This is a genomic window from Streptomyces sp. NPDC054834, assembly GCF_053611185.1.
Genome location: NZ_JBSGZV010000084.1, coordinates 1 through 21,480 on the forward strand (window position 1 = coordinate 1; position 21,480 = coordinate 21,480).

The 21,480-nt window shown below is 66.4% G+C and carries 17 protein-coding genes and 10 pseudogenes; 9 read left to right on the forward strand and 18 right to left on the reverse strand.

Annotated elements, in window-relative coordinates:
• Window positions 1-46: 46 nt before the first annotated feature.
• Together ACWGJM_RS47440 and ACWGJM_RS47445 are read right to left on the reverse strand one after the other, a co-directional pair.
• Window positions 47-1,165, reverse strand: a complete 1,119-nt coding sequence (locus ACWGJM_RS47440; protein WP_453418027.1) for an ISL3 family transposase — start codon at window positions 1,163-1,165, stop codon at window positions 47-49.
• Between the two features lie 100 nt (window positions 1,166-1,265).
• A complete protein-coding gene (locus ACWGJM_RS47445) occupies window positions 1,266-1,589 on the reverse strand; it encodes a DUF6959 family protein (protein ID WP_453418013.1) in 324 nt (107 codons plus the stop codon).
• 130 nt (window positions 1,590-1,719) lie between these two features.
• Between ACWGJM_RS47445 and ACWGJM_RS47450 the strand changes: the two genes are divergently transcribed.
• Window positions 1,720-2,199: an HIT family protein gene (locus ACWGJM_RS47450; RefSeq protein ID WP_453418014.1), complete on the forward strand. Its 480-nt coding sequence runs from the start codon at window positions 1,720-1,722 to the stop codon at window positions 2,197-2,199.
• 51 nt (window positions 2,200-2,250) lie between these two features.
• On the opposite strand, the gene ACWGJM_RS47455 is transcribed toward ACWGJM_RS47450, so the two are convergent.
• From ACWGJM_RS47455 to ACWGJM_RS47485, 7 genes and pseudogenes are all read right to left on the reverse strand, one after another.
• Entirely contained in the window at window positions 2,251-2,724 is a 474-nt protein-coding gene (locus tag ACWGJM_RS47455; RefSeq protein ID WP_453418015.1) for a helix-turn-helix domain-containing protein, read from the reverse strand.
• A 131-nt stretch (window positions 2,725-2,855) separates the two neighbouring features.
• On the reverse strand, window positions 2,856-3,344 hold the full coding sequence (locus ACWGJM_RS47460) for a hypothetical protein (protein ID WP_453418016.1): 489 nt from the start codon (window positions 3,342-3,344) through the stop codon (window positions 2,856-2,858).
• A gap of 4 nt (window positions 3,345-3,348) precedes the next feature.
• Window positions 3,349-3,918: a hypothetical protein gene (locus ACWGJM_RS47465; protein WP_453418017.1), complete on the reverse strand. Its 570-nt coding sequence runs from the start codon at window positions 3,916-3,918 to the stop codon at window positions 3,349-3,351.
• A gap of 56 nt (window positions 3,919-3,974) precedes the next feature.
• Window positions 3,975-4,424: a hypothetical protein gene (locus tag ACWGJM_RS47470; RefSeq protein WP_453418018.1), complete on the reverse strand. Its 450-nt coding sequence runs from the start codon at window positions 4,422-4,424 to the stop codon at window positions 3,975-3,977.
• Window positions 4,425-4,473: 49 nt separating this feature from the next.
• The gene (locus tag ACWGJM_RS47475) at window positions 4,474-5,199 is read right to left on the reverse strand and encodes a hypothetical protein (protein ID WP_453418019.1); all 726 of its coding nucleotides are present in this window, start codon (window positions 5,197-5,199) and stop codon (window positions 4,474-4,476) included.
• A gap of 265 nt (window positions 5,200-5,464) precedes the next feature.
• Window positions 5,465-5,719: pseudogene (locus ACWGJM_RS47480) on the reverse strand (IS630 family transposase); the annotation flags it as partial.
• A gap of 51 nt (window positions 5,720-5,770) precedes the next feature.
• Window positions 5,771-6,001: pseudogene (locus tag ACWGJM_RS47485) on the reverse strand (transposase); the annotation flags it as partial.
• Between the two features lie 88 nt (window positions 6,002-6,089).
• On the opposite strand from ACWGJM_RS47485, the gene ACWGJM_RS47490 reads away from it, so the two are divergent.
• The 3 genes and pseudogenes from ACWGJM_RS47490 to ACWGJM_RS47500 all read left to right on the forward strand — a co-directional run.
• Window positions 6,090-6,398: a transposase gene (locus ACWGJM_RS47490; RefSeq protein ID WP_453418020.1), complete on the forward strand. Its 309-nt coding sequence runs from the start codon at window positions 6,090-6,092 to the stop codon at window positions 6,396-6,398.
• Window positions 6,399-6,400: 2 nt separating this feature from the next.
• Window positions 6,401-7,189 (forward strand): annotated as a pseudogene (locus tag ACWGJM_RS47495) (IS3 family transposase); the annotation flags it as partial.
• Window positions 7,152-8,526: pseudogene (locus tag ACWGJM_RS47500) on the forward strand (ISAzo13 family transposase); the annotation flags it as partial. The pseudogenes ACWGJM_RS47495 and ACWGJM_RS47500, both read left to right, overlap by 38 nt.
• A gap of 80 nt (window positions 8,527-8,606) precedes the next feature.
• On the opposite strand, the pseudogene ACWGJM_RS47505 reads toward ACWGJM_RS47500, so the two are convergent.
• Window positions 8,607-8,954: pseudogene (locus ACWGJM_RS47505) on the reverse strand (transposase); the annotation flags it as partial.
• A gap of 241 nt (window positions 8,955-9,195) precedes the next feature.
• Between ACWGJM_RS47505 and ACWGJM_RS47510 the strand changes: the two are divergent.
• On the forward strand, window positions 9,196-9,549 hold the full coding sequence (locus tag ACWGJM_RS47510) for a hypothetical protein (protein ID WP_453418021.1): 354 nt from the start codon (window positions 9,196-9,198) through the stop codon (window positions 9,547-9,549).
• A 130-nt stretch (window positions 9,550-9,679) separates the two neighbouring features.
• Window positions 9,680-10,435: pseudogene (locus tag ACWGJM_RS47515) on the forward strand (IS701 family transposase); the annotation flags it as partial.
• A gap of 15 nt (window positions 10,436-10,450) precedes the next feature.
• On the opposite strand, the pseudogene ACWGJM_RS47520 reads toward ACWGJM_RS47515, so the two are convergent.
• Together ACWGJM_RS47520 and ACWGJM_RS47525 are read right to left on the reverse strand one after the other, a co-directional pair.
• Window positions 10,451-10,594, reverse strand: a pseudogene (locus tag ACWGJM_RS47520) (mycothiol transferase); the annotation flags it as partial.
• 678 nt (window positions 10,595-11,272) lie between these two features.
• The gene (locus ACWGJM_RS47525; RefSeq protein WP_453418022.1) at window positions 11,273-12,259 is read right to left on the reverse strand and encodes a GlxA family transcriptional regulator; all 987 of its coding nucleotides are present in this window, start codon (window positions 12,257-12,259) and stop codon (window positions 11,273-11,275) included.
• Between the two features lie 125 nt (window positions 12,260-12,384).
• Between ACWGJM_RS47525 and ACWGJM_RS47530 the strand changes: the two genes are divergently transcribed.
• Window positions 12,385-12,708: a putative quinol monooxygenase gene (locus ACWGJM_RS47530; protein ID WP_453418023.1), complete on the forward strand. Its 324-nt coding sequence runs from the start codon at window positions 12,385-12,387 to the stop codon at window positions 12,706-12,708.
• A gap of 279 nt (window positions 12,709-12,987) precedes the next feature.
• Here ACWGJM_RS47530 and ACWGJM_RS47535 read toward each other — a convergent pair.
• Both ACWGJM_RS47535 and ACWGJM_RS47540 read right to left on the reverse strand, forming a co-directional pair.
• Window positions 12,988-14,674 (reverse strand): annotated as a pseudogene (locus ACWGJM_RS47535) (ISAzo13 family transposase).
• Window positions 14,675-14,919: 245 nt separating this feature from the next.
• Window positions 14,920-15,360 carry a phospholipase gene (locus ACWGJM_RS47540; protein ID WP_453418028.1) on the reverse strand — a complete coding sequence of 147 codons (441 nt, stop codon included), beginning with the start codon at window positions 15,358-15,360 and terminating at the stop codon, window positions 14,920-14,922.
• A gap of 577 nt (window positions 15,361-15,937) precedes the next feature.
• On the opposite strand from ACWGJM_RS47540, the pseudogene ACWGJM_RS47545 reads away from it, so the two are divergent.
• Window positions 15,938-16,234: pseudogene (locus ACWGJM_RS47545) on the forward strand (transposase); the annotation flags it as partial.
• Between the two features lie 240 nt (window positions 16,235-16,474).
• Here the strand turns inward: ACWGJM_RS47545 and ACWGJM_RS47550 are convergent.
• Window positions 16,475-17,043: pseudogene (locus ACWGJM_RS47550) on the reverse strand (IS5 family transposase); the annotation flags it as partial.
• A gap of 118 nt (window positions 17,044-17,161) precedes the next feature.
• Here ACWGJM_RS47550 and ACWGJM_RS47555 point away from each other — a divergent pair.
• Entirely contained in the window at window positions 17,162-18,835 is a 1,674-nt protein-coding gene (locus ACWGJM_RS47555; RefSeq protein ID WP_453418029.1) for an ISAzo13 family transposase, read from the forward strand.
• Between the two features lie 39 nt (window positions 18,836-18,874).
• Here ACWGJM_RS47555 and ACWGJM_RS47560 read toward each other — a convergent pair whose 3' ends face one another.
• The 3 genes from ACWGJM_RS47560 to ACWGJM_RS47570 form a co-directional block, all read right to left on the reverse strand.
• On the reverse strand, window positions 18,875-19,744 hold the full coding sequence (locus ACWGJM_RS47560; RefSeq protein WP_453418024.1) for an IS5 family transposase: 870 nt from the start codon (window positions 19,742-19,744) through the stop codon (window positions 18,875-18,877).
• Window positions 19,745-20,038: 294 nt separating this feature from the next.
• On the reverse strand, window positions 20,039-20,770 hold the full coding sequence (locus tag ACWGJM_RS47565; RefSeq protein WP_453418025.1) for a hypothetical protein: 732 nt from the start codon (window positions 20,768-20,770) through the stop codon (window positions 20,039-20,041).
• A 181-nt stretch (window positions 20,771-20,951) separates the two neighbouring features.
• Window positions 20,952-21,480, reverse strand: a 529-nt coding sequence (locus tag ACWGJM_RS47570) for an IS3 family transposase (protein ID WP_453418026.1), incomplete at its 5' end; no start/stop codon positions are given.

Below are 21,480 nucleotides of genomic sequence, written 5' to 3' on the forward strand. Positions count from 1 at the left end.
CGCTGGAACAGCTCCCACAATTCGTCTGGCACCATGCGCTCGACCATCACCACGCGGTGCAGAATACCCAGCGCTCCAAATGAGACGGCGTCTTAACCGTGCCCCCGAATCCACGCTCACGGACCTCTCGGAAGAGCCGACTGGCGTCGGTGCAGCCGTTGTGGAACCGGGCTTGCAAGTAGGAGTGGAAGGGCGTGAGGAGTCCCGTTCGACGATGCCGGGCGGATTCGACGAGTACGGCGAGATCAGTGTCCCGGAAGTGCCGCACTGTCTTGCGGTCCATGTCCAAGCGGCGAGCGATCGCGCTGATCGTCCACCCCTTTTCGACCAGATCGAGGATGTCAGAGTGCCGGTGAACGGTCCGTTGGACGATGGCGGTCTTCGGGAGTACGGGCGGCTGATCCGGCACCCTGGTGTCAGGGACCGGGGCGTCAAGTTGAGCTCGCTCCTGGGCATGTTTCGGCAGGCAGGAGCGGTGCTGGTGACACGTCTTCTCCACGACAACGGACAGATTCTGCAGGAGATGCCATCGGTCGGCCACCTCGATGGCCCCGGTGTCGGCCTGTTTGATCGCGCGGGTGTATCCAGTGGCCCGGTCCCGGCAAATGATCTCCGCTCCGGGATGTGTCTCAAGCCAGGCAAGGAAGGTTTCTGAGCTGCGGTCGGGCAGAACATCGAACGGCTTGCCCTGTTCCACGTCCACGAGCACAGTTCCGTAGGTGTGGCCACGCCGGAAGGCGAAGTCGTCCACTCCCAGGACTCGCGGAGCCCGGCTCGGCACCATCGGTGCCGACAGCGAACGGATGAGCGACGTCCGGCGGCCAGACAATGCCAACCGTCGGCAGAGGCGTTCTCCCGGGCGGCCCCCAAGCTCCAGGGCCACGAAACGGACAAGGTCACGCATGGCCACTGACGACTGGCTGTGTGACCTGGTGAAACCCTCAATCTGCTCAACGAAAGTCCGTCGGCGACACATCGGCACTTCGCAGAGGAAGCGCCGCACCCGTAGTCGGACGAGCACCTCTCGGCCGCCGGCAGGCTGATCGGCCAGCCGCCGCCAGTACCGGCTGTGAACCCGCCGTGCACCGTGGCCGCAGTCCGGACAACGGCCAGGCGGTCCATTACCGACCGCGTCCACGAACAGGGTGCGGCCGGCGAGATGCACCCGCTCGATCCGCAACGCGATCCCGGAAACAGGACGTCCGACAGCTCACGCAACCCATACGGAAGTTGTGCCGCGACGAAACGATCCGGCGTGCCAGCCCCTACGCGGGCGGGCCGTAGGGCCGCTTGATGCCGTGAGCTTCCAACGCGCACTCGTAGCGGGTCAGCAGCTCGTCGAAGTTGGCCAGGAGGATGGTGGCAGCCTCGTGGGCGTCTTCGATGTCGCCCTGGGCACAGGCCTCCGCGATCTCGGCAACGTCGCCGCGCATGATCGACAGCGAGTCCCCCTGGATCAGCATCCCCGGGAAATGCCGTGGGGGCAGACGCACAACCGCGTCGTTACCTGGATCCGTGAACAGCTCAGCCTCAATGATCTCCATCGGGCCATCCAACAGCAGACGCCGGACCTCATCCAGCGTAGCCATCACGGAAGCGCGGTCACAGCCGTGAAAACGGCCAGGGTCGCTCCTTGCCTCACTTGGTTGGTTCTTGATTTATGTGGGGAGGTTGGGGAGCGAAGAGCGGGCCTTGATCACCGGTGGCTAAGTTGGGGCCATGACTGGTGACTGGCGGATGGATCGGATCGGGGCCGCTCTGCGAGGTGAGAACCCGACCGTGCTGCGGCGGCTTGAGTCGGGGTTCGCGGTGATCGGCGACGTTCAGTTCTTGCCGGGTTACTCGGTTCTCCTCGTGGACGAGCCAGGTGTTCAGCGGCTGTCTGATCTGCCGAGGGCGAGGCGGCTGTCGTTTCTGTCCGACATGGACCGGCTCGGAGAAGCCGTTGAGCGCGTCTGCCGGCGCCTGGACCCCGACTTCCGCCGGGTCAACCTGGAGATTCTGGGGAACACTGACCCGTTCTTGCATGCCCATGTCTGGCCGCGGTTCGAGTGGGAGCCGGCCGATCTAGTGGGCAAGCCTGTGTGGCTGTATCCGGGCGACCGGTGGAGTGACGAGGGCTTCAGGCTGGGTCCGCAGCATGACGTGCTGCGGGACGGGATCGGGAGCGAACTGGATCGGTTGCGTTCGATGGGCTGACGGCGTGAGCCCGCCGACCGTCAGGTCGGCCGGCTCGGTGATCAGTGACGGTCAGTGGACGAGGTCACTAAGTCCTTCGGAGCGGAACGATGTCGGGGCTGGCGGTGGGGACGGAAGGGCGGGCGGCTTCGGGGGTCGCGAGAAGCGCGACGATGGTGACCGGCTGCTGGCAGTGGGGACAGTTGCGGGTCGCGGTCGGTTCCAACGGGTCACGTTCCGCGGCCACTTGCTGACGCGAGAGGGGCCGGCTGAGAGTCTTGGACGGCGGAGGAAGCTCAGGCCATGACGGCAGAGAAGCGGTCTCACCGAGACGACGCGCGCGGCAGGGACCAGCACACGCTTGGCCTTGGCCCGGGTGGCCTTCTCGGCCCTCGCGACGTCGAGATGACGGAAGAGCTTCTGGCCCTTCTCGTTTAGCCCGGCATGCTTGAGGTGCCCTCGGTTGCACCACTGATAGATGACCCATATCGAGACGCCCGCATGAGCGGCGGCCTCTTGGGTCGTCATCCAGATTTCCTCATCCATGACGGCCTCCCGGGCATGCAAAAGGGCCCGCCCTCCGAAGGAGTCGGGGCCTGCATCAAGACGTACTGGCCCTGCTGGCAGCGATTGCACGGTCGTTCGTTAGGGGAAACAAGTACCGCTTCTGAGAGGCGTCATGACGGGGGCCAGGCGCCAGGAAATGCAGCCCATATGCCGTCCGGGAAGGACTCCCTGCGGATCACCGTGCCCATAACCGTGCGGAGATGGGCGCAGATGTCCTTGTAGCGGGCGGTCGGCCACTCTTCCGGGCCTTCCTCGGCCACTCTCTCTGGGTCTCGAAGAATCTCCGCGTGTGCCCACTGCACCAGTCGACGGACGTTCGGATCAGGAAGCCTGAGTGACCGAGATTCCAGCTCCCGCAGGATCTGCCGTAGATCGACCCACCACTGGGGACCGTCGTACTCCTTCGCGAAGTGATCCTCCATGATGTAGGAGAGCTTGATTATCTCGTTTGCCGCCGCCTCGGACAGACCCAACAGGTATGTCCGCTCAGCCTCGTGGGCCGTCTTCTTCTGTTGCCACACGACAACCCCGGTGGAGAGCCCGGCACCCACCACGGCACCCGCGAGACCCATCAGCCCCACCAGCGTCTCTGCCTGCATGGCGTCAGTCCTCGTCCGGCGGGTTCTCCAGTGCGTACATAGCCTCTGAGTGGGCTGCGTGCTCCCGATAGCGCCTGACCGTGCCTGAGATCTCCGGCAGGGGATCCCCGCGCATATATGCCGAGAGGATGTCGATGGCCTCTGTCGCTCCGCTCCTGGCGTGCACGACCTCGCGGGCTGTGTCGCCACTGCTCCGAAACATGTGGAGGAAGGTGATGCCCAAGACCTCTTCAATGCGCCCTCGCACCTCCGAGGCCTGTGGCATGAGCCCCACGGCCAACTCGGCCTCGTCCATGTGGTCCTTGGCGATCTTGCGCCACGGCTGGTGGTCATCGGGTATCTCGGCCTGAGCGCACTCCACGAGGTGCCTCCGCAGGGCATACAGCTCCGTGAGGGCCTTCTCCCCGGCAGCCCTGCCCCGCTCCTCTATCAGCTTGCTCCGCTCCTCCTCCGCCTGCTGGAGGCGCTCCTTCGCCTGCTGCCGCTGGGTGACCTTCGTGGCCCACACGGACACACCGCCACCGATCAGGGCTCCACCGAGGCCGATGAGACCCGAGACCACTTCTCCGTCCATGGCGATCATCATGCCGACGGGACCAACCCCGTGGGGCTGATCCCGTCAACTCCTTGTCATGCGTTGGGCTGGCGGAAGTGCAGTGCTATGTCCTCCTGCTCTTCGATGTACTGGGCGACGGCGTCCCGGGCTTCGGTGCACTCCTCCGGGGGCTGCGGTATCGCCTCCGTTTCTGCTCCCTCCTCAAGGCGCTGGCGAAGAGCAGGGGACCGGAAGCTCAAGGCCGCTAGACGAAGGCGGTCCAGCTCCGCGTAGAGCTGGTGCTCCCAGTCCTCTTCGTGCACATCCCGCCACTTGCGTCGGAACAGATCCTTGATCTTGAGCACTGCCTGCACTGCGTTGTCGTATGCGGCGTCATGCTGGGCGGCTTCGCGCCCCTCCTGCGCCTGCTTCCTCTCGTGCTTCCGCTGGAGCCACGATGCCCAGATCGCGCTTGCCGCGCCCACTATGGCCACACCGAAGCCGGACAGGTCCCCGATGCATCCCGCCGTCACTTCTGCGCTCACAGAAGCGTCCTCGCCCCCGAGTTCTTGGTGCGAACCGAGTCGATAGTGATCACCGGCGGCCTCGTGGCATATCGGCGATGGCGCTCTGGATCGCCGACGTAGCGGCCTCCAAGCGCTTCGCGGCTGTCATCAAGCTCTTTGCTTTGTCCTCCAGCCCCCCGAGCTTGTCGGCGGCGTTGGCGAAGACATGAACGTTGTCCTCGAAGCTGCCCAGTGACCGCGCAGCGTCACTGAAGAGACTGATGGAGTCCGGGTCGATACCAAAGCCGTGGATACGGGGATCTGCCAGCTCGTCCATCAGAGTGTTGAGGAGGCCGGCCAGCTCCGGGGCGGTCTTGGAGAACTCAGCCAGCGCAGGACGGACCTGGTCCAGGAACTGTCCCTGGGCCTCGGCGAGCATTTCGCCCAGACGAGCTTCGGTCAGCCCGGTCAGGCCTTCCAGCGCCTCGACGCTTTCCCCTTCGCGGCTGGCCTTCCAACTTTCGAGGACCGCCACTGGGTAATCGGCGCTGTTGGCGCCGTCGATGGTGGTGTGGTGGGGAACGCACAGCAGCAGCAGGTTCTTGAAGCTGTTCCGCTCCTGCACTGACCAGGTCGCGTCGAACCGCTTACCGCCACGGTTGATGGCCCGGATGTGGGCGATCTCCGCGTTCAGCTTTGGCACACCGTTGACCATCGTGATGACGCGGCTCGTGCATCCAGGCCAGTAGCAGTAGCCCCTGCACAGGGTCATCAGCCCAGCCAGTGTGGCGTTGTCGTACTTCCTCTGTGCCATGCGCCCCCCTTGCGACAGCTCCCTCGGGACTGTAGGCCCGCAGGAGGCGCTGCGCCACGGTGCCTCTGAGTCGCCCGGATCCGCAGTTGACGGCCGTCAGGCGGGCGGCAGCACCTTTAGCAGCGGCTCCTTGGTCTCCACGCGCTTGCGTACCTCCCTGCAAGTCCCGTCAGACGGGGAGGCCCGCGGCCTTCAGGGCGCCACGGATGTGGGTAGTCCCCGGCCGCTTCCCTCCGAGCTGGTCGTAGAGCGCCCTGACGCTCTGTAGCACGATGGGTGCGCCTAGCTGCTGGTGTGCGGCGATGAGCAGGTCGCGGTAGTCGGTCCAGGTGAAACTGCGTCTGCCGCCGCGCTTGTGATCGGCATGCCGTTTGGGCCGGTAGATCAGGCGTGAGCGTTCGCCTTGCTTGTAGCAGGCCAGAGCGGCGATGGAGAAGCGGCGCTGGGAGCGTCCCCGGACCCGGATGAGGGGTGTGTGTCCGCGCCTGGCCCAGGTGCGGGCGGTGGGCGGCGTCATCGACGAGAGGCTCAGTCAAGATTTCCGTGACGGGGTGACGGAGCGTGACTTGGGTCAGGAGAGGAGGACTCGTTTGCGGAGTAGCGCGAAACCGGCTCTCCCATACATCTGTCGCTTCAGCATCTTGATCCGGTTGACGTGGCCTTCGACAGGACCGGAACTCCAGGGCAGCGTAAGTCCCGCGGTGACAGCCTGGTGATCACGCTGGAGACCGTCGGCGAAGGCGTGCAGGGCGGGCAGGTCATCGGCGTGCACGGCGTCTGTCCATGCTGGCAGGCTGTTTCCACCGAGGTCGCAGACCATCCGTGGGCTTGATCCGCTTTGACGGACATCGAAGATCAGGGGCTTCGGCCCCAAAAGGATGATGTCCATCATGGAGAGCACGGGGAAGAAGAAGCCGCGTCCTCGCCGCTCGTTCACGCCTGAGTTCAAGGCCGAGATCGTGGAGCTGTGCCAACGCGGTGACCGCTCGGTTGGTCAGGTCGCCAAGGACTTCGACCTGACCGAGACAGCGGTGCGCGACTGGGTCCGGCAGGCCGAGGTCGATGCCGGCGAGCGTGACGGCCTGACCAGCAGTGAACGCGAGGAACTGGCCCAGCTGCGGCGGGAGAACCGCCGGCTGCGGGAGGACGTGGAGATCCTCAAGCGGGCCACGGCTTTCTTCGCGAAGGAGACCCGGTGACGGTGCACCCGTTCATCGAGGCGGAGAAGCAGGCAGGTCACAGCGTCAAACGGGCGTGTGAATTGCTGAAGGTCTCCCGTGCCGCCTTCTACGCCCGCCGCACCAACACACCCGGTCCCCGAGCCATGCAGGACGCGGAGCTGACCGAGCAGATCACCGCCGTCCACGCCCAGTCCCGGGGCGCCTACGGCGCCCCGCGGATCCACGCATTCCTCAAGCGTGAGGGGACGGCCTGCGGCCGCAGACGCATCGCCCGGTTGATGCGGACCGCCGGGCTCGCCGGCAGGCACCGCAGACGACGACATCGCACCACGATCCCGGACCCGCACGCGGCCGCCCGCCCGGACCTGGTCCTGCGCGACTTCCGGCCCGACCCGAGGGCGACGGACGCCCGCTGGTGCGGCGACATCACCTACATCCCCACCGACGAGGGCTGGCTCTACCTGGCCACCGTCATCGACATCGCCTCCCGCCGGGTGGTCGGCTGGGCCACCGCCGACCACCTGCGCACCGAACTGGTCGCCGACGCACTGCGAGCCGCCTGCCACCAGCGCCGCCCCGCAGGTTCCGTGATCTTCCATTCCGACCGCGGCTGCCAATACACCAGCCACGAATTCGCCCTGCTGGCAAGTCAGTTGGGTATCCGGCTATCCGTCGGCCGCACCGGCCAGTGCTGGGACAACGCGCTGGCCGAGTCGTTCTTCGCCACCTTGAAGAACGAGCTGATCGGCACCCAGCCGTGGCCGAGCAGGTCCGCCGCCCACACCGCGATCTTTGAGTGGATCGAGAGCTGGTACAACTTGCACCGACTGCACAGCAGCCTCGGCTACCGCAGTCCCGTCGACTACGAGGCCGCACTCGCCGCCTGACCACCACACCGATGGTGTCCGTCAAAGCGGAACAAGCTCAACCTGGTCAGCGCCACGACCGTCGGACGTCTGCTGCACGCGATGGGATATAGCCTGCAAGGCACGGCCAAAACCACTGAAGGCGCACGCCATCCGGACCGCGACGCCCAGTTCGCCCACATCAACACCACCGCCACCGCCTTCCTTGACGACGGCCAACCGGTGATCAGCGTCGACACCAAGGCCAAGGAGTGGATCGGCAACCGCGACCGGCCCGGCCGTGTCTGGCGCCCCTGCAAGGACCCGATCAAGGTGGACTGTCACTCCCACCTCTTCGATGACGACCAACCGGCGGCCATTCCCTATGGGGTCTACGACCTGGCCACCAACACCGGCTGGGTCAACATCGGGACCGACCATGACACCGCCGAGTTCGCCACCGAATCCATCCGCCGCTGGTGGCACCGCCGTGGGCGAGTGGACCATCCGGACGCGGACCGGTTACTGATCACCGCGGACGCCGGCGGCTCGAGCAACCCCCGCTACTGGACCTGGAAGAAGCAGTTGCACACCTTCGCCCGCGAGAGCGGACTGGAGATTACAGTGTGTCACTTTCCGCCGGGCACTTCGAAGTGGAACAAGATCGAGCACCGGATGTTCAGCCATATCACCGCCAATTGGCGCGGTCGGCCGCTGACCAGCTACCAAGTCGTGCTCGAGACGATCGCCGCAACGACCACTGCGACCGGGCTGAAGATCCGTGCCGAGCTGGACACTGGCGACTACGCCCTCGGCACCACCGTCACGACCGCCGACTTCCACGCCCTGCCGATCACACCCGATGCGTTCCACGGCAACTGGAACTACGCTCTGGCTGCGGATCCCCCAAGTCCTTCCGAAGAACCGGCGACTCGTCGGCCGATCGATCCCGCCGTGACCTTGATGCTTACCGATCCGACGCTGACCGGCATGGCTCGCTCAGAGTTCGCACACCTCGTGGCGATCTCGGAACCGTACTGGGACGCCCTGGCCGAGGCAGCCTTCCAGCGTCGCTTCCACCGCCCACGGGGCTACCTCCATCCGCAGACCAGCAGCCTGGACCACTTCCACCGACTGCTTGCAGCACTCCTGCGCCGCCGCAAGGCCGCAACCAGCACCCTGATGGCCCAGATGCTGAGCGTCACACGCACCAACCTGTCCAACCAGTTCCAGGACGGCCACCGAATTCTCGACCTGCACCGCATCCCCGTCACGCCGATACCCGGCTCACCAGCACGCACGCTCCAGCAACTTCAAACTCGTCTCACGTCCGTGAAGAACACCCTTACAGATCAACGCTGACAGTTATTTATGGACAAGCCCCGGCGGTGCCGGAGTACTGGCGCTGCACGCCGGCCGAGGTGGTGCCCTTCTTGAGGAAGCCGGTGTCGTCGAGGATGAGGATCCCGTCGGGCTCTCCGAGCCGTTCGGTGACGTAGTGCTGGAGGTCGTCGCGGAGGTCGTCGGCGTCCCAGCGGGCGCCGTTGAGGAGTCGTTGGAGGCGGTCGGGTGTGCGGTGTCCGGCGTATTCGGCCAGCTGCCAGCTGTTCTTGCGGCCGACCGGGCCCAATAGTCCGCGGATGTAGTCACGCATCCTGCGACGAGGTTCGACGCGCCTGAAGCGGTGGCCGGTACGCAGGAACAGTTCCTCGAGCTCGTCGTTCCAGATCTCAACTGCACGCTCGTCGATCACACGGGGAGGCTGCCCGGACCGCTGTCACTATCAGCGGCGGCTGCACACGATCGAGGAGCGGCCCGGGAAAGAGAACACGGGCCGGACCTCAGCCCACTACACTCATCCAAACCGCCCCTGACCAGGGAAAACGTCAAAGTGCTGCTGGAGTATTAATACTCCAGTGCCACTTCCTGATCGCGTCTGTGGCGTCAGTCGTGCCCCTTACTGTGGCGGCATGGGCTATGACGTACACATCACCAGGCGTACGCCGTGGTGGGAGGAAGAGGGTGAGCAGATCACCACGCGGGAGTGGGCGGCGGTGGTCGCTGCCGACTCCGACCTGGAGATGGTTCAGGTGGCCCGGGTTTCTCCGCGTGGCCAGGATGCCGTGTTGGAGTACCGGCATGAGTGGCTGGCACAGATGTGCACTCACCCGCAACGGGGCACTCGCGGTGCCTGGTTGGACTGGGAAGAGGGGCAGATCGTGGTGAAGAACCCGGATGAGATCCTGCTCAAGAAGATGCGGGAGATCGCGCGGGTACTTGGGGCGCGTGTCCAGGGCGACGACTGTGAGTACTACGACGAGTGAACACTGCCCGTCCGCAGCAGGGACGGCCACCGCGTGATCATCGGGCGTTGTGTGGACTCCTGAAGATCGTGCTGTGGCCGCAGGCCACAGCACAGACCCTGCCCGCTGGCGGACGATGTTCGACCAGGTTATGGCCCGGATCGCGGGCCGGTTCAGGCGAGTTGAGCCCCGGTCCGCGGCCCGCTCCTACCTGATTGGCCTGCTGTCGGGCGTGGAACGGAAGAACTGCTGGCAGCTGGCCTAACAGGCGGGCCATACGCGGCCTGGGCCGATGCAGCGTCTGCTGCGCTGCGCCCGCTGGGACGCCGATGCCGTCCGCGACGATCTGCGTGCCTACGCCGCCGAACACCTCGGCACCGACGGCGGCGTTCTCGTCGTCGACGAGACCGGCTTCCTGAAGAAAGGCCGGTCCTCGGCAGGAGTACAGCGGCAGTACACCGGCACCGCAGGACGCATCGAAAATGCCCAGGTCGGCGTGTTCCTCGCTCTGGCCACCAGCCGGGGACGGGCTCTGATCGACCGACGGCTCTACCTTCCGGAACACTCTTGGTCGACTGATCCCGAACGCCGCAACAAGGCCGGGATACCCGAGACGGTGCAGTTCGCCACCAAGCCCCGTCTGGCCGAGGAGATGATCGAGGCCGCGCTCGACGCCGTAATCGACGCCTCCTGGGTGACCGGCGACGAAGCTTACGGACAGGACCCCCAGCTCCGCGCCGCCCTCGAGGCACGCGGCATCGGCTACGTGATGGCCGTCGCCTGCTCGATGCGGGTGAGAATTAACCACGGCCACACTTCCGTCCGCGCGGACACCGTCGCCGGCTGCCTGCCCGCCAGAGCCTGGCAGCGGCGCAGCGCTGGAAACGGCGCGAAAGGGCCGCGATACTAACGACTGGGCATGCCGAACCAGCCCCAGGAGGGACAGATCCGAGGTTGCAACTGCCTTCCGTTTCAGCTGTTCAGCGGTGAGCCCCTGGCACTTCATGGCCAGCGTGGCGCGCTGATAGTCGAGGAACGAGGTCAGCGACGCTCGCTCGCCGGCCACCTTGGAGGGTGTATGCGTTGGTCATCACTCACCCGACGATCATGGCAGCGCTGGCCCGCCAGACCACCTCCAGTCCGGAGGGTGGACGGTGCCCTGTGCCGGACCGTCCCGACACACCACCCATTGCGGGACAGCCCTGGGCCGACCTCCCTCCGCCGCGGCCCCGGCGGTGCACGGTCGCCTGGTACCCGTGTGTGCGACATCCCGTGGGTTGCTCAGAGCCTCTCTGTGTCTTCAACCTTGTGACCAGGGGGTTCGCCCTCTTTCCGACAGCGGTTCGCGGGCTGACGTAACTTCGGGATTCCTGAAGCGTTCTCACCATGTCCGATCGGTTCACGATCGGGGTGAAGGTGAGGGTCTCGGGTTGGCGCTGGCTGTCGTACGGGATTGCGTGATGTCCGGCCGGCGGGCAGGGCGGAAGAACTGGAGCAGTTCAAGACCGACGTGCTGGCGGGGTTCGTGCTGGGGGCAGGATCTACGCTGTGAGCTGCGGCCACCGTCTGATCTTCTGCCTTCACACACCGATAATCACCGGTGGCCGCATCCGTTCCAGGAGCCAGCCCCCACCAGCAAGATCGCGATCTACAGCCGGAGTAGTAGACACTCGCATCCTCGCAGGTCAACGGCGCCTTTCTGCTGTCGGGGCGTCACGTCGCCCAATTCGCTCAATACACAGTGTTAATCGTTGCGTGTGCTGACGGGCGCGTCTCCGTTGCGCAGGCGGCCGGGGGTGGTGCCCAGGCGTTGGCGCAGGAGCGTGGTGAGTGTGGATGCGTTTTCGTAGCCGATGCGGCGGGCGACGGTCTCCGTGGGGAGGTCGGTGGTGCGCAGTAGGTGGGCGGCCTGCTCCAGCCGGATGCTCTGGGCGAATCGTAGGGGTGAGACGCCCAGCACCTTGTCCACGGCCCGCTGGAGGGTGCGTTCGCTTGCCCCGACCGCCCGTGCCGCTTCCGACACCCGCAGCGGCTGGTCGATGTGGGCGCGCACCCAGCTCTCGAAGGCGCTGACGGTGGGATCAGTGCGAGCCAGGTGGCTCGTAATGGCGTAGCCGGCCTGGGTGGGGCGGTGGTCGACCACCAGGTAGCGGGCCGTGAGGTCCGCCAGGGCTGGGCTGGCTTGCCGTACCAGGGCGAGAGCGAGATCGAGGTGCGCCATGGCGGCTCCGGCCGTAGTCACCCCCGCGGCATGGGCCAGCATGCGGCTTTCGTCCAGGGCTACTTGAGGGTAGGCCTGCCGGAAGGCCGGGGCCAGCCACCAGCTGGTGGTGGCGGTCAGCCCGTCCAGCACCCTCGCCTCGGCGAGGAGGAAAGTACTGGTGCAGGCGGCGGCCAGGGGGACTCCGTCGGCCCAGGCCCGCCGGACCGCCTCGCGTTCGGGTGCGCGTTCCGGGGCAGCAACCCATTCCAGCAGCGGGGTGGGCTGCTTGGGACCAGCGCCGGGTACGACGAGGAGATCGGGCCGCTGGGCGCTCCCGGCCGCTTGGGCCTCGATGACATGCCCGCTAGCCGTGCGGACGGCACCCCGCCCGCTGACGCGGGTCAGCTCCCAGCGCGGTGGGGGATGGGGCAGTTCCTCCCGAAGCTCATTGGCCATCTGCAGGACGTCGAAGACCGTGGCCAACCCGGAGTCGAAGAGGTCATCCATGACCAGTACCGAAATTTTCATGTCGGAAACGGTAAAGCATCCGGCGGATCCGCCACTGCCTGGCCCACCCCGGCCGCTCATACGGTGATCACATCGCACAACGGCGCGGCACGACACCGCACTTACCACGCACAGAGGAGCACTTCATGACCAACGCCCTTGTCCCCGACACCACCCGCATCGGACTGCTCGCCCGTATCGAGGCCAAGCCGGAGTACGTCCGAGAGGTCGAGGAACTGCTCACCGGAGCCCTCGCCCTGGCCCGGGAAGAGTCCGGCACCACCTGCTGGTTCGCGCTGCGCATAGGCCCGACCACGTTCGGCATCTTCGACGCCTTCGGCACCGAGGAAGACCGCACCGCGCACCTCCAGGGCCGGATCGCGGCGGCGCTCATGGAGAGCGCGCCCAAGCTGCTCGCCGAGGCTCCCGAAATCCTGCCCGTCGAGGTCCTGGCCGTGAAGCTCTCCTAACCCCTGACCTGCTTTCCGGCAGGGAGGAGAGGAGCAAAGCCGCATGGGCACCGCGCCTCAGCCGTCCGCCATTGCGGCAGCCGCCCGCCATGCCCGTGGCAATCCGCGCCGCCCTCGCTCAGATCGCTCCTCACCCTCACCTCCTCGCCCACTTCGACCGCGACCGCGTGGGCAGCACCGCCCGCGCACGCGGCGAGGTGTCCCGAGGACCCCTTTGCCCCTCCACTGGTATCCGATCCCAAGGAGTAACCCGTGCCCCTGCTAAGGGCTCGCAGAGAATCAACATGCTGATTTGATCGCGGTGGGGCTGCTGCTCGCGAGGAACGCGGCGATGTCGGCGGGCGTCCGGAATCTGGCTGTGGAGGGTGGAATGGTGTAGTCACGCTCGGCCAGGAGGGGCTGGACTTGGTGAACGGCCCTGGTGAGAGTGCTGCCGCTGACTCCGAAGAGCTGGGCAAGCAGGTCTCGGGTGCCGAGTTTGCGCTGGTAGAGCACGGTGGCCAGGACTCTGTCGGCGGTGGTCAGCTTGTCCTTGGCCCCGGCACCACGAGCACGGATGCGCTCGCCTCCTCGCTGCCGGAGCCGCCCTTGCTCGCGTAACTCTTCCAGGTCATGGGTCAGTTGGTTGATGAGTTCGTCCAGCGCCGGTTCGGGCATGCCGGTTAGCTCCGGGTTGCGCAGACACTCGATGCAGGGCTGCGGGGACGTGCGGACGGCCGGCCCGCGGGTTCCTGGCTGAGCTGGTGGTGTCGCAAGGTTGGGGGTGGAGGGTGTAGTTCCAGTCGCCGTGGAAGCGGTGCCGGTGCATGGGCAGGGTGTCGATATCGCTGTCGGCGACCTTGATGCCGGTGTCGTAGGTGCCCGGGTCGAGTTCGGCGTGGACGGTCAGTCCGGTGCGGGTGGTGGTCGCCGCGATGCTGTTCACGATGACGTCGTGGCTGGTCAGCGGGCGGCCGCGCCAGTTCATGGAGATGTGGGAGAACAGCCGGTGCTCGATCTTGTTCCATTTCGAGGTGCCGGGCGGCATGTGGCAGACCGTGATGTCCAGGCCCGTCTCGGCGGCCAGGGCTGCGAGTTCGGTCTTCCAGGCCCGGGTGCGGTAGCCGTTGGACCCGCCTGCGTCCGCAGTGATCAGCAGGCGGGCGGCAGCCGGAAAGTCGTGCCGGCCTCGGGCCTGCCACCAGCGGCGGATGGAGGCGACGGCGAACGCTGCGGTGTCGTGATCGGTGCCGACGCTGACCCAGCCGGTGTTCGCGGCGATGTCATAGATCCCGTACGGGATCGCCTTGCCAGGGCCCTCCCTGTCCAGGAAATCGTGCGTCCTGACCAGTACCGGCTCACCGGCTGGCAGCCACTGGCAGCCCGCGTTCTTGTAGTCGCCGACGAGCTCCTTCTTCTTCGTGTCCACACTGATCACCGGCTGCCCGGCATCGATGTGCTGTCTGGCCCGCTCGTTGATGTAACGGAACTGGGCATCACGGTCCGGGTGCTGCTTGCCCTCGATGGTCTTGGAACCGGCCTGCAGGCTGAAGCCCTCCTCACGCAGCAGGTCCCCGACCGTGTCCGCGCTCACCCTGTGCCCCTGACGGGTCAGCTCGGCCGCGAGGCTCCTGGTCGACTTCACCGTCCAGCGCAGCGGCGACATCGGATCACCCCGCTCGTCAGGTTCCACAAGCGCGAGCAGCGCGGGCCGCAGACCCGGATCAAGGTCCACGACCTTCTTCCGGCCACCACCGGGCCTGCGTACCCGCCCCAGAGGCTCCTCGCCGGCCTCCAGCTCGTCCACGCCCTTGCGGACCGTCGTCTCGCTGACCTGGGCCGCCCGCGCGACTGCTCGGATACCACCATGCCCCAGGATCCTGGCCTCGGCCCCCATCAGCAGCCGCCGCTGCCTCTCGTCCAGATGCGGGAACAACACCCCCAACTTCACAGCGAGTTGGCCATGGACCTCGTCGGAGACGCTCATAGCACAACAACGAGCCGCATCACGAGAAGCAACACCTTGATTCTCTGCGAGCCCTTAGTGCAGATCCGTGGCCCCAGGCCGACGTCAGAGCAGTATTGAGATGCGCTTCACCTCCCTCGTGAACGGGGAGCACTCCGCAAGATCCCAGGTAGAGGGATTCGTGGTCATGCCAAGAGTGGTCCGCGGCCCGTCGCCGCATCCGGGGTGCGGAACGATGACGGGCCGCAGGCCGAGAGAAGGGGCGGTCAGCCCGCCGCCGGAGAACTGCCCAGTTTGTCGACAGCCTGGTAGTAGGTCCAGGCGGTCGCGTTGCAGGCGGTCAGTTTGGCGCCGGTGTAGGCCGTGCAGACCCTCTTCAGGTCAGCGTAGAGAGCGCTGTCCAGGCGAGCTTTGTTGGCCGCGAACGTTCCTGCCGCCTTGTAGTTGCGGTAACCGAAGTCGTGACGGGCGCAGGGCATCTTGAAGGGGAAGCCCAAGGGGTTGTCGGGGGATGAAGAGCAGTAGTCGGTGCTCCAGTCGAAGGCGTAGGCACTCCAGGCGCCCTGGTTGGCCCGGGCGGCGGCCCAGGCGTCGTAGCTGCTCGCATTGGTCTGCGTCCAACCTGCGAGCACTTGGGGCTTGTCGGCCGGTACGGCCGTGGCCGACGTGATGGCCAGGGCGCATAAGGCGAGAGCGGCGGATGTCACGGCCGTGGCGACGAGCGGACGGCGCACGTTGGTCCTCCTGCGGCGTTGGTTCCGTGGTCGCCCACAGGCTCGCCGTGGCCAAGGAAGCGCGGGGGCCGTTCGGCTGCGGATCGGGGGCCTTACTAATCGCACAGGGGGGCACTGGGGGCGCTCGCGCGCCAGAAGTGGCGGTATTGCGCTGTGGCCTGGGGTTTAGGGGTGTTTCTGCCGGGTGGCGCGAAGCCGGTGAAGGGGGTCCCAGGGGTGTCGCTCCGGGCCGGTGGGGCCTGCCGAAACCAGAACCTCACGAGAGGGGTCTTATGTCGGCCGCAGGTCGCTTGGTCTGGGTTCCGTCTTGACCAGCCCCCGTGGTAGACGAGCTCGCGCAGGCTTCCCCGTGTTTCCTTCTCAGCGGCCCGCCGGTCGGCGGCCAGGTACCGCTTCTCGTAGCGCGGTCTCTGCAGCTGCCTATACCAGGTGCCGCCAAGAGCCCGCACCGACTGGCACAATCGCGGTCACCTCGGCGGGCGACCGCCAGGGTTCGACCGGATGATCTACCGTTGGTGCAAGGTCATTGAGCGCTGCGTCAACCGACGCCGGCGCCGAGGCGCCGACCGATTACTGGCTGTCCAACCTGCCGGCCGACACCCCGATCGCCGACCTGGTCCGTCTGGCCAAGGTCCGATGGCGCATCGAGCACGACTACCGCGAGCTCAAGCACGGCCTGGGCCTGGACCACTTCGAGGGGCGTTCCCGGGCGGGCTGGCACCACCACGTCACCCTCGTGACCGCCGCCCACGCCTTCCTCACCGAACAGCGCCTGACCCCAAGAGTGCCCGGACCGATTTCACGGCGGTGCATGTCGCCGACAGGTGGCATCTCTGGCACAACCTGAGCGAGGCCGCCGAGCGGAGCGTCGCCCAGCACCGCCGCTGCCTGCGTGTCCTGACACCCGCAGCGTCTCAGCCCGAACCCGAGAGCGGTCCGGTCCCGGCGTCGCCGTGGCCGACAGGTCACCGCTTTGCCGACAGGACTCGGGCCCGGCACGCAGCCGTCCATGCTCTGCTGGAGGCAGGACACAGCCTGCGCTCCGTCCAGCTGATGGGGCTATTTGAGTTTTCAAGAATCGCCATCAGCGATCGGCCAGCAGCGCGTCCGGGCGCCGGCGCGGTCTTCCGACTCGGCCGGCAATCGCCGGGATCTTGTCGAGCAGAGGCACGAGCTGGGTGACGTCATTACGGTTGCCGCCGGTCAGCGACACCGCGAGCGGGATGCCCTGGCCATCGACGATGAGGTGGTGCTTGCTGCCCGGACGTGCTCGGTCGACCGGGCTGGGACCACTTTTGGGCCCCGTCGGGCCGCGCGGACGTGCGAGGAGTCGATCACCGCCCGGGACCAGTCCAGCTGGTTCTTCGACCGCAGCTTCTCCAGTAGCAGTACGTGCAGCTGGTCCCAGACCCCGGCCTCGTTCCAGGCTGCCAGGCGTCGCCAGCAGGTCATGCCCGAGCCGAAGCCCAGCTCCTGGGGCAGGTACTCCCACTGGATGCCGGTGTGCAGAACGAAGAGAATCCCGCACAGTGCCTGCCGGTCCGGCACTCGAGGTCTGCCCTCGACCAGCTTCGGCGTCGGCTCGGGCAGCAACGGCTCGATGAGCGACCACAGGTCATCCGACACGATCCACGGCCGCGACTGACGTTTCCCCACGACCAGAGCAACGAGCAGACAAGCCAACAGTCACATGATCAACAGCTTTTGTTAGAGCCAGTAAGGGCTTGTCGGGAAACAAGTCGTGGCTTCCGGCTCCCGGGATCGTTGTCGTGGTATAGGGGGACCGGAGGGGATCGAGGCGGTCCTGACTGCGAAGTTCCAGGCGTTGTTGCCGCATCTGGACGAGCGTCAGCGCCGGCTGGTCATAGGGGCGGAGGCTCGGTCGCTGGGGCATGGCGGGATCAGGCTTGTCGCCGCTGCGGCCGGAGTCCGGGAGGGCACGGTCTCGCGCGGAGTGGCTGAACTGGAGTCCGGCCAGGCCCTGTTGGGGCGGGTCCGCCGTCCCGGCGGAGGCCGGAAGAAGGCGACTGAGCTGGACGCGGGGCTGCGGCCCGCGCTGCTGGCGCTGGTCGAGCCCGACGAGCGGGGCGACCCGATGTCGCCGCTGCGCTGGACGACGAAGTCGGCCCGGAACCTGGCAGCGGAGCTGACCCGGCAGGGCCACCGGGTCTCCGCTGACACGGTCGCCGGCCTGCTGCGGGAGGAAGGCTTCAGCCTGCAGGCGAACGCCAAGACCATCGAAGGCTCTCAGCACCCGGACCGGGATGCCCAGTTCCGCTACCTCAACGAGCAGGCGCGCGACCACAGGGACGCGGGAGACCCGGTGATCAGCGTGGACACCAAGAAGAAGGAGCTGATCGGCGACTACAAGAACGCCGGGCACGAGTGGCGGCCCGCCAGGCAGCCCGTGAAGGTCAAGACGCACGACTTCCCAGGCCAGGCCGAGAAGGCGATCCCATACGGGATCTACGACACGACTGCGAACACCGGCTGGGTCAACATCGGCACCGATCACGACACCGCGGCGTTCGCCGTCGCCTCGATCCGCCGCTGGTGGCAGGCCCGCGGCCGGCACGACTACCCCCGGGCACACCGGCTGCTGATCACTGCCGACGGCGGGGGCTCCAACGGCTACCGCACCCGGGGCTGGAAGACCCATCTGGCCGACCTCGCCGCCGAAACCGGCCTGGAGATCACCGTGTGTCACCTGCCGCCCGGCACATCGAAGTGGAACAAGATCGAGCACCGGCTGTTCGCCCACATCACCATGAACTGGCGGGGCAGGCCCCTGACCAGCCATGAAGTCATGCTCCAGACCATCGCCGCGACGACCAGCCGCACCGGTCTGACCGTGCATGCCGAGCTCGACAGCGGTGAGTACCCCACCGGCATCCGCATCAGTGACGAGGCCATCGCCGCCCTGCCGATCACACGCCACCGCTTCCACGGAGACTGGAACTACACCTTCCACCCCGCAGATCACCGACCGCCCCTGCCCCGGCAACGCGGGCGGTCGGCCGACCGCTCTCACTCCCTCACGCCCCACGACCTGCAGCATCCCGAGCTGACCGGGATGTCCCGCAAGCAACTCAGCGACCTGACCCACACCTTGATCCCCCGGTTGGAAGAGCACCGCGAGAAGGTCCGTCACGCAGCCCGCGGCGGACCACGCCGCGTCGCCCGCGGCACAGGCCGCAAACCCACACTCGCCCCCGCCGACCAGATCCTGGTCACCATCTTCTACCTGCGCAAACACGCTCTTCAGGAGCTTCTCGGCCAGCTCTTCAACACCACCGCCATGACCATCAGCCGTGCAGTCAAAGACGTCCGCCCGCTCCTGGAAGCACACGGCGCCTGCATCCCCGCCTCAACTGCACGCTTCCGCACGCCAGCCAACATCGCCAGATTCCTCGACCCAGACAACACCAAGATCAAACCAGCGTGTTGATTCCCGGCAAGTCCTTAGAGGTCGTTTTCTCCCAGTGTTTCATCCCGGAATTGGTTGTTTAGTGACTGTTTTCGGATCGCGCCAGGAGATGGTGGCTTCGCCGGTGAGGCGGCGGGCCATGAGGTCGGTCATGGCGAGGTGGACCATGGCTTCGGACCGGCCGGGGAGGGTTTCGTAGTCGCGGGCGAGCCGGCGGTGGAGCATCAGCCAGCCGTAGGTTCGTTCGACCGCCCACCGTTTAGGGATCGGGGTGAAGCCCCTGGTCCCGGGGGTGCGGGCGGTGATTTCCATGTCGATGCCGAGGGTGGCGGCGTGCTCGACGAGGTGCTGGCGGTAGCCGCCGTCCACCCACACCTTGCGGATGCCCGGGTGGTCGGCAGCCACCTGGTCGAGGAGTTGGGTGCCGGCCACGGAGTCCTGCACACTGGCCGCGGTGACCAGCACCCCGAGCAGGAGGCCGATCGTGTCGATGACGATGCTCCGCTTCCGCCCGACGATCTTCTTCCCGGCATCGGTCCCCTGACTGGAGGCCGGGACACTGGTGGAAGTCTTCACGCTCTGCGCGTCGATCACGCAGGCCGAAGGTTCGGCGTCCCGCCCTTCCTTCTGCCGCAGGAGTTGCCTGAGTAAGCCGTTGAGCTGGGCGAACACGCCTCCTGCCGCCCACTTGGCGAAGTAGCCGTAGACCGTGTTCCAGTTCGGGAAGTCGTGCGGAAGGTAGCGCCACTGGACGCCGGTGCGGTCCACGTACAAGATCGCGTTCATGATCTCGCGCAGGTCGTGCTCGGGTGGCCGGCCGAAGTCCAGGGCCCTGCTGCGGCGCTCGAAGCGCCAGGCGGACAGCACCGGCTCGATCAACTCCCAGCGGGCGTCGGACAGATCACTCGGATACGGGCGTCGCGCAGGCATGCTCCTGCCGTACCGCTCCGGATCGAGTGCGCCCAGGCGCACGGCAACGACGACGGAAGCACACCGCACAAGGCCAGGCTCCTTGGGATGAGACAGGCGCAAGCCACATCTCGCCCACGTGTCACCCCACCAGGCCAACAGGTATCAAGCCGACAAATAGTCTCCGCAGAACCACAACCCCGTGCTTCGAAAATTGGCAGACACCAGCGCATTCAAGGTGAAAACGACCTCTTACAGACCGTTTCAGAATGAGCTGGACATGGGATGCGACGTCACTCTTGCTCGTAAGAGCAGTCACAGGACTTCATCCCAGACGTCGCCGCCACCAGCCCAGGTCCACAGCCATTTCCGTAGTGAGGCGGTCGCATGGCGAAGGCCGTCATGAGGGCCTTCCCCGAAGGTGTAGCCGTCGGCGTCGTAGAGAAGCACTGGGTTGTCGACTGCGCTCAATGAGACGTGCCATTCCATCGTGCAGCCGCCGTAGGTGAGGAAGAGCCATGATGACGGCATGCCCTCTGACAGGTTGCGTTCGTGGACGCTGGCCGCGCACGGCCAGTCGCGCAAGTGCCTCGGAGCCCGGTTGCCGTCGGTCAGGGAGGCAAGCCCGCCATCGGGTCCGAATCCTCCGTTGGCGACCTCGGTGTAGAGGCGCCGAAGCAGTTCGGGAAGACGGCGTCCGATTCTGCGCTCCGCCTTCTCGACCTCTGACAGGGAGATCGGAGGGAACAGCGGCCCGCGAGGAGCGTCGGCGTAGTAGTCAGTCACCTCCTCGGCTCCAGCCTTGAGCTGGACCGTACCGTCGCTGCCGTACGACACTATGTCGTCCCGATCCTGCTCCAACCGGGGCTTGCCATAACGCTCGACGATCCACGCGACAGGGACGTCCGCGCGGTCGAATCGCAAGCCCGGATCCCATGCGCGAGCCTGCAGCGCTTCGATCAACGCGTCGTCGTCCGCTTCTTGCCCGGCCTCCGGGCTGGGCTCATGGCGGAGTGGCGCAGGTACGCCGTGAGGAGAAGAGGTCACGCGTTAGGAGCCTACCGCTGTGCTTCGACTGCTCTCAGAAGCCGTCGGAGACAGATGATTCCGCAGGCGAGTTCGAGCAGGCCTTGATGGAGGTCGGCGCGTCGCTCGTAGCGGGTGCGGAGTCGTTTGAACTGGTGTAGCCAGGCGAATGAGGTTGATCCCCGGGAGTGGACACCGGGTTTCATGCGACGAGTGACAGCGTACGTGGCGTGATCAGTTGCTGTTCGAACTCGGCTGGTGTGAGGTAGCCGAGCGCGGAGTGCCGACGGCGGCGGTTGTAGTACGACAGCCAGCGGAACAGCTCCAGCCGGGTCTGTGCCTTCGAAGTCCAGCGGCGGCCATGGAGCAATTCGCGCTTGAGGCCCTGGAAGAAGGACTCGGCGAGGGCATTGTCGTAGCTTGAGCCGACCCGGCCCATGCTGCGGCGGATGCCGTGCCGGCGGCAGACCTCGGCGAAGGCGGCCGCGCTGTATTGGGCGCCCCTGTCGGTGTGGAAGACGACGCCGTGGACCCGGCTGCCGCGGGCAGCCACGGCCATTTCGATCGCGTCGGTGACCAGAGAGGTGCGCATGTGGTCGGCGATCGACCAGCCCACCACCTTTCTCGAGCAGATGTCGATCACCGTGGCGAGGTAGAGCCACGTCGTGCCGACGGCTATGTATGTGATGTCGCCGCACCACCTGGTGTTCAGCGTGTCCGCGGTGAAGTCG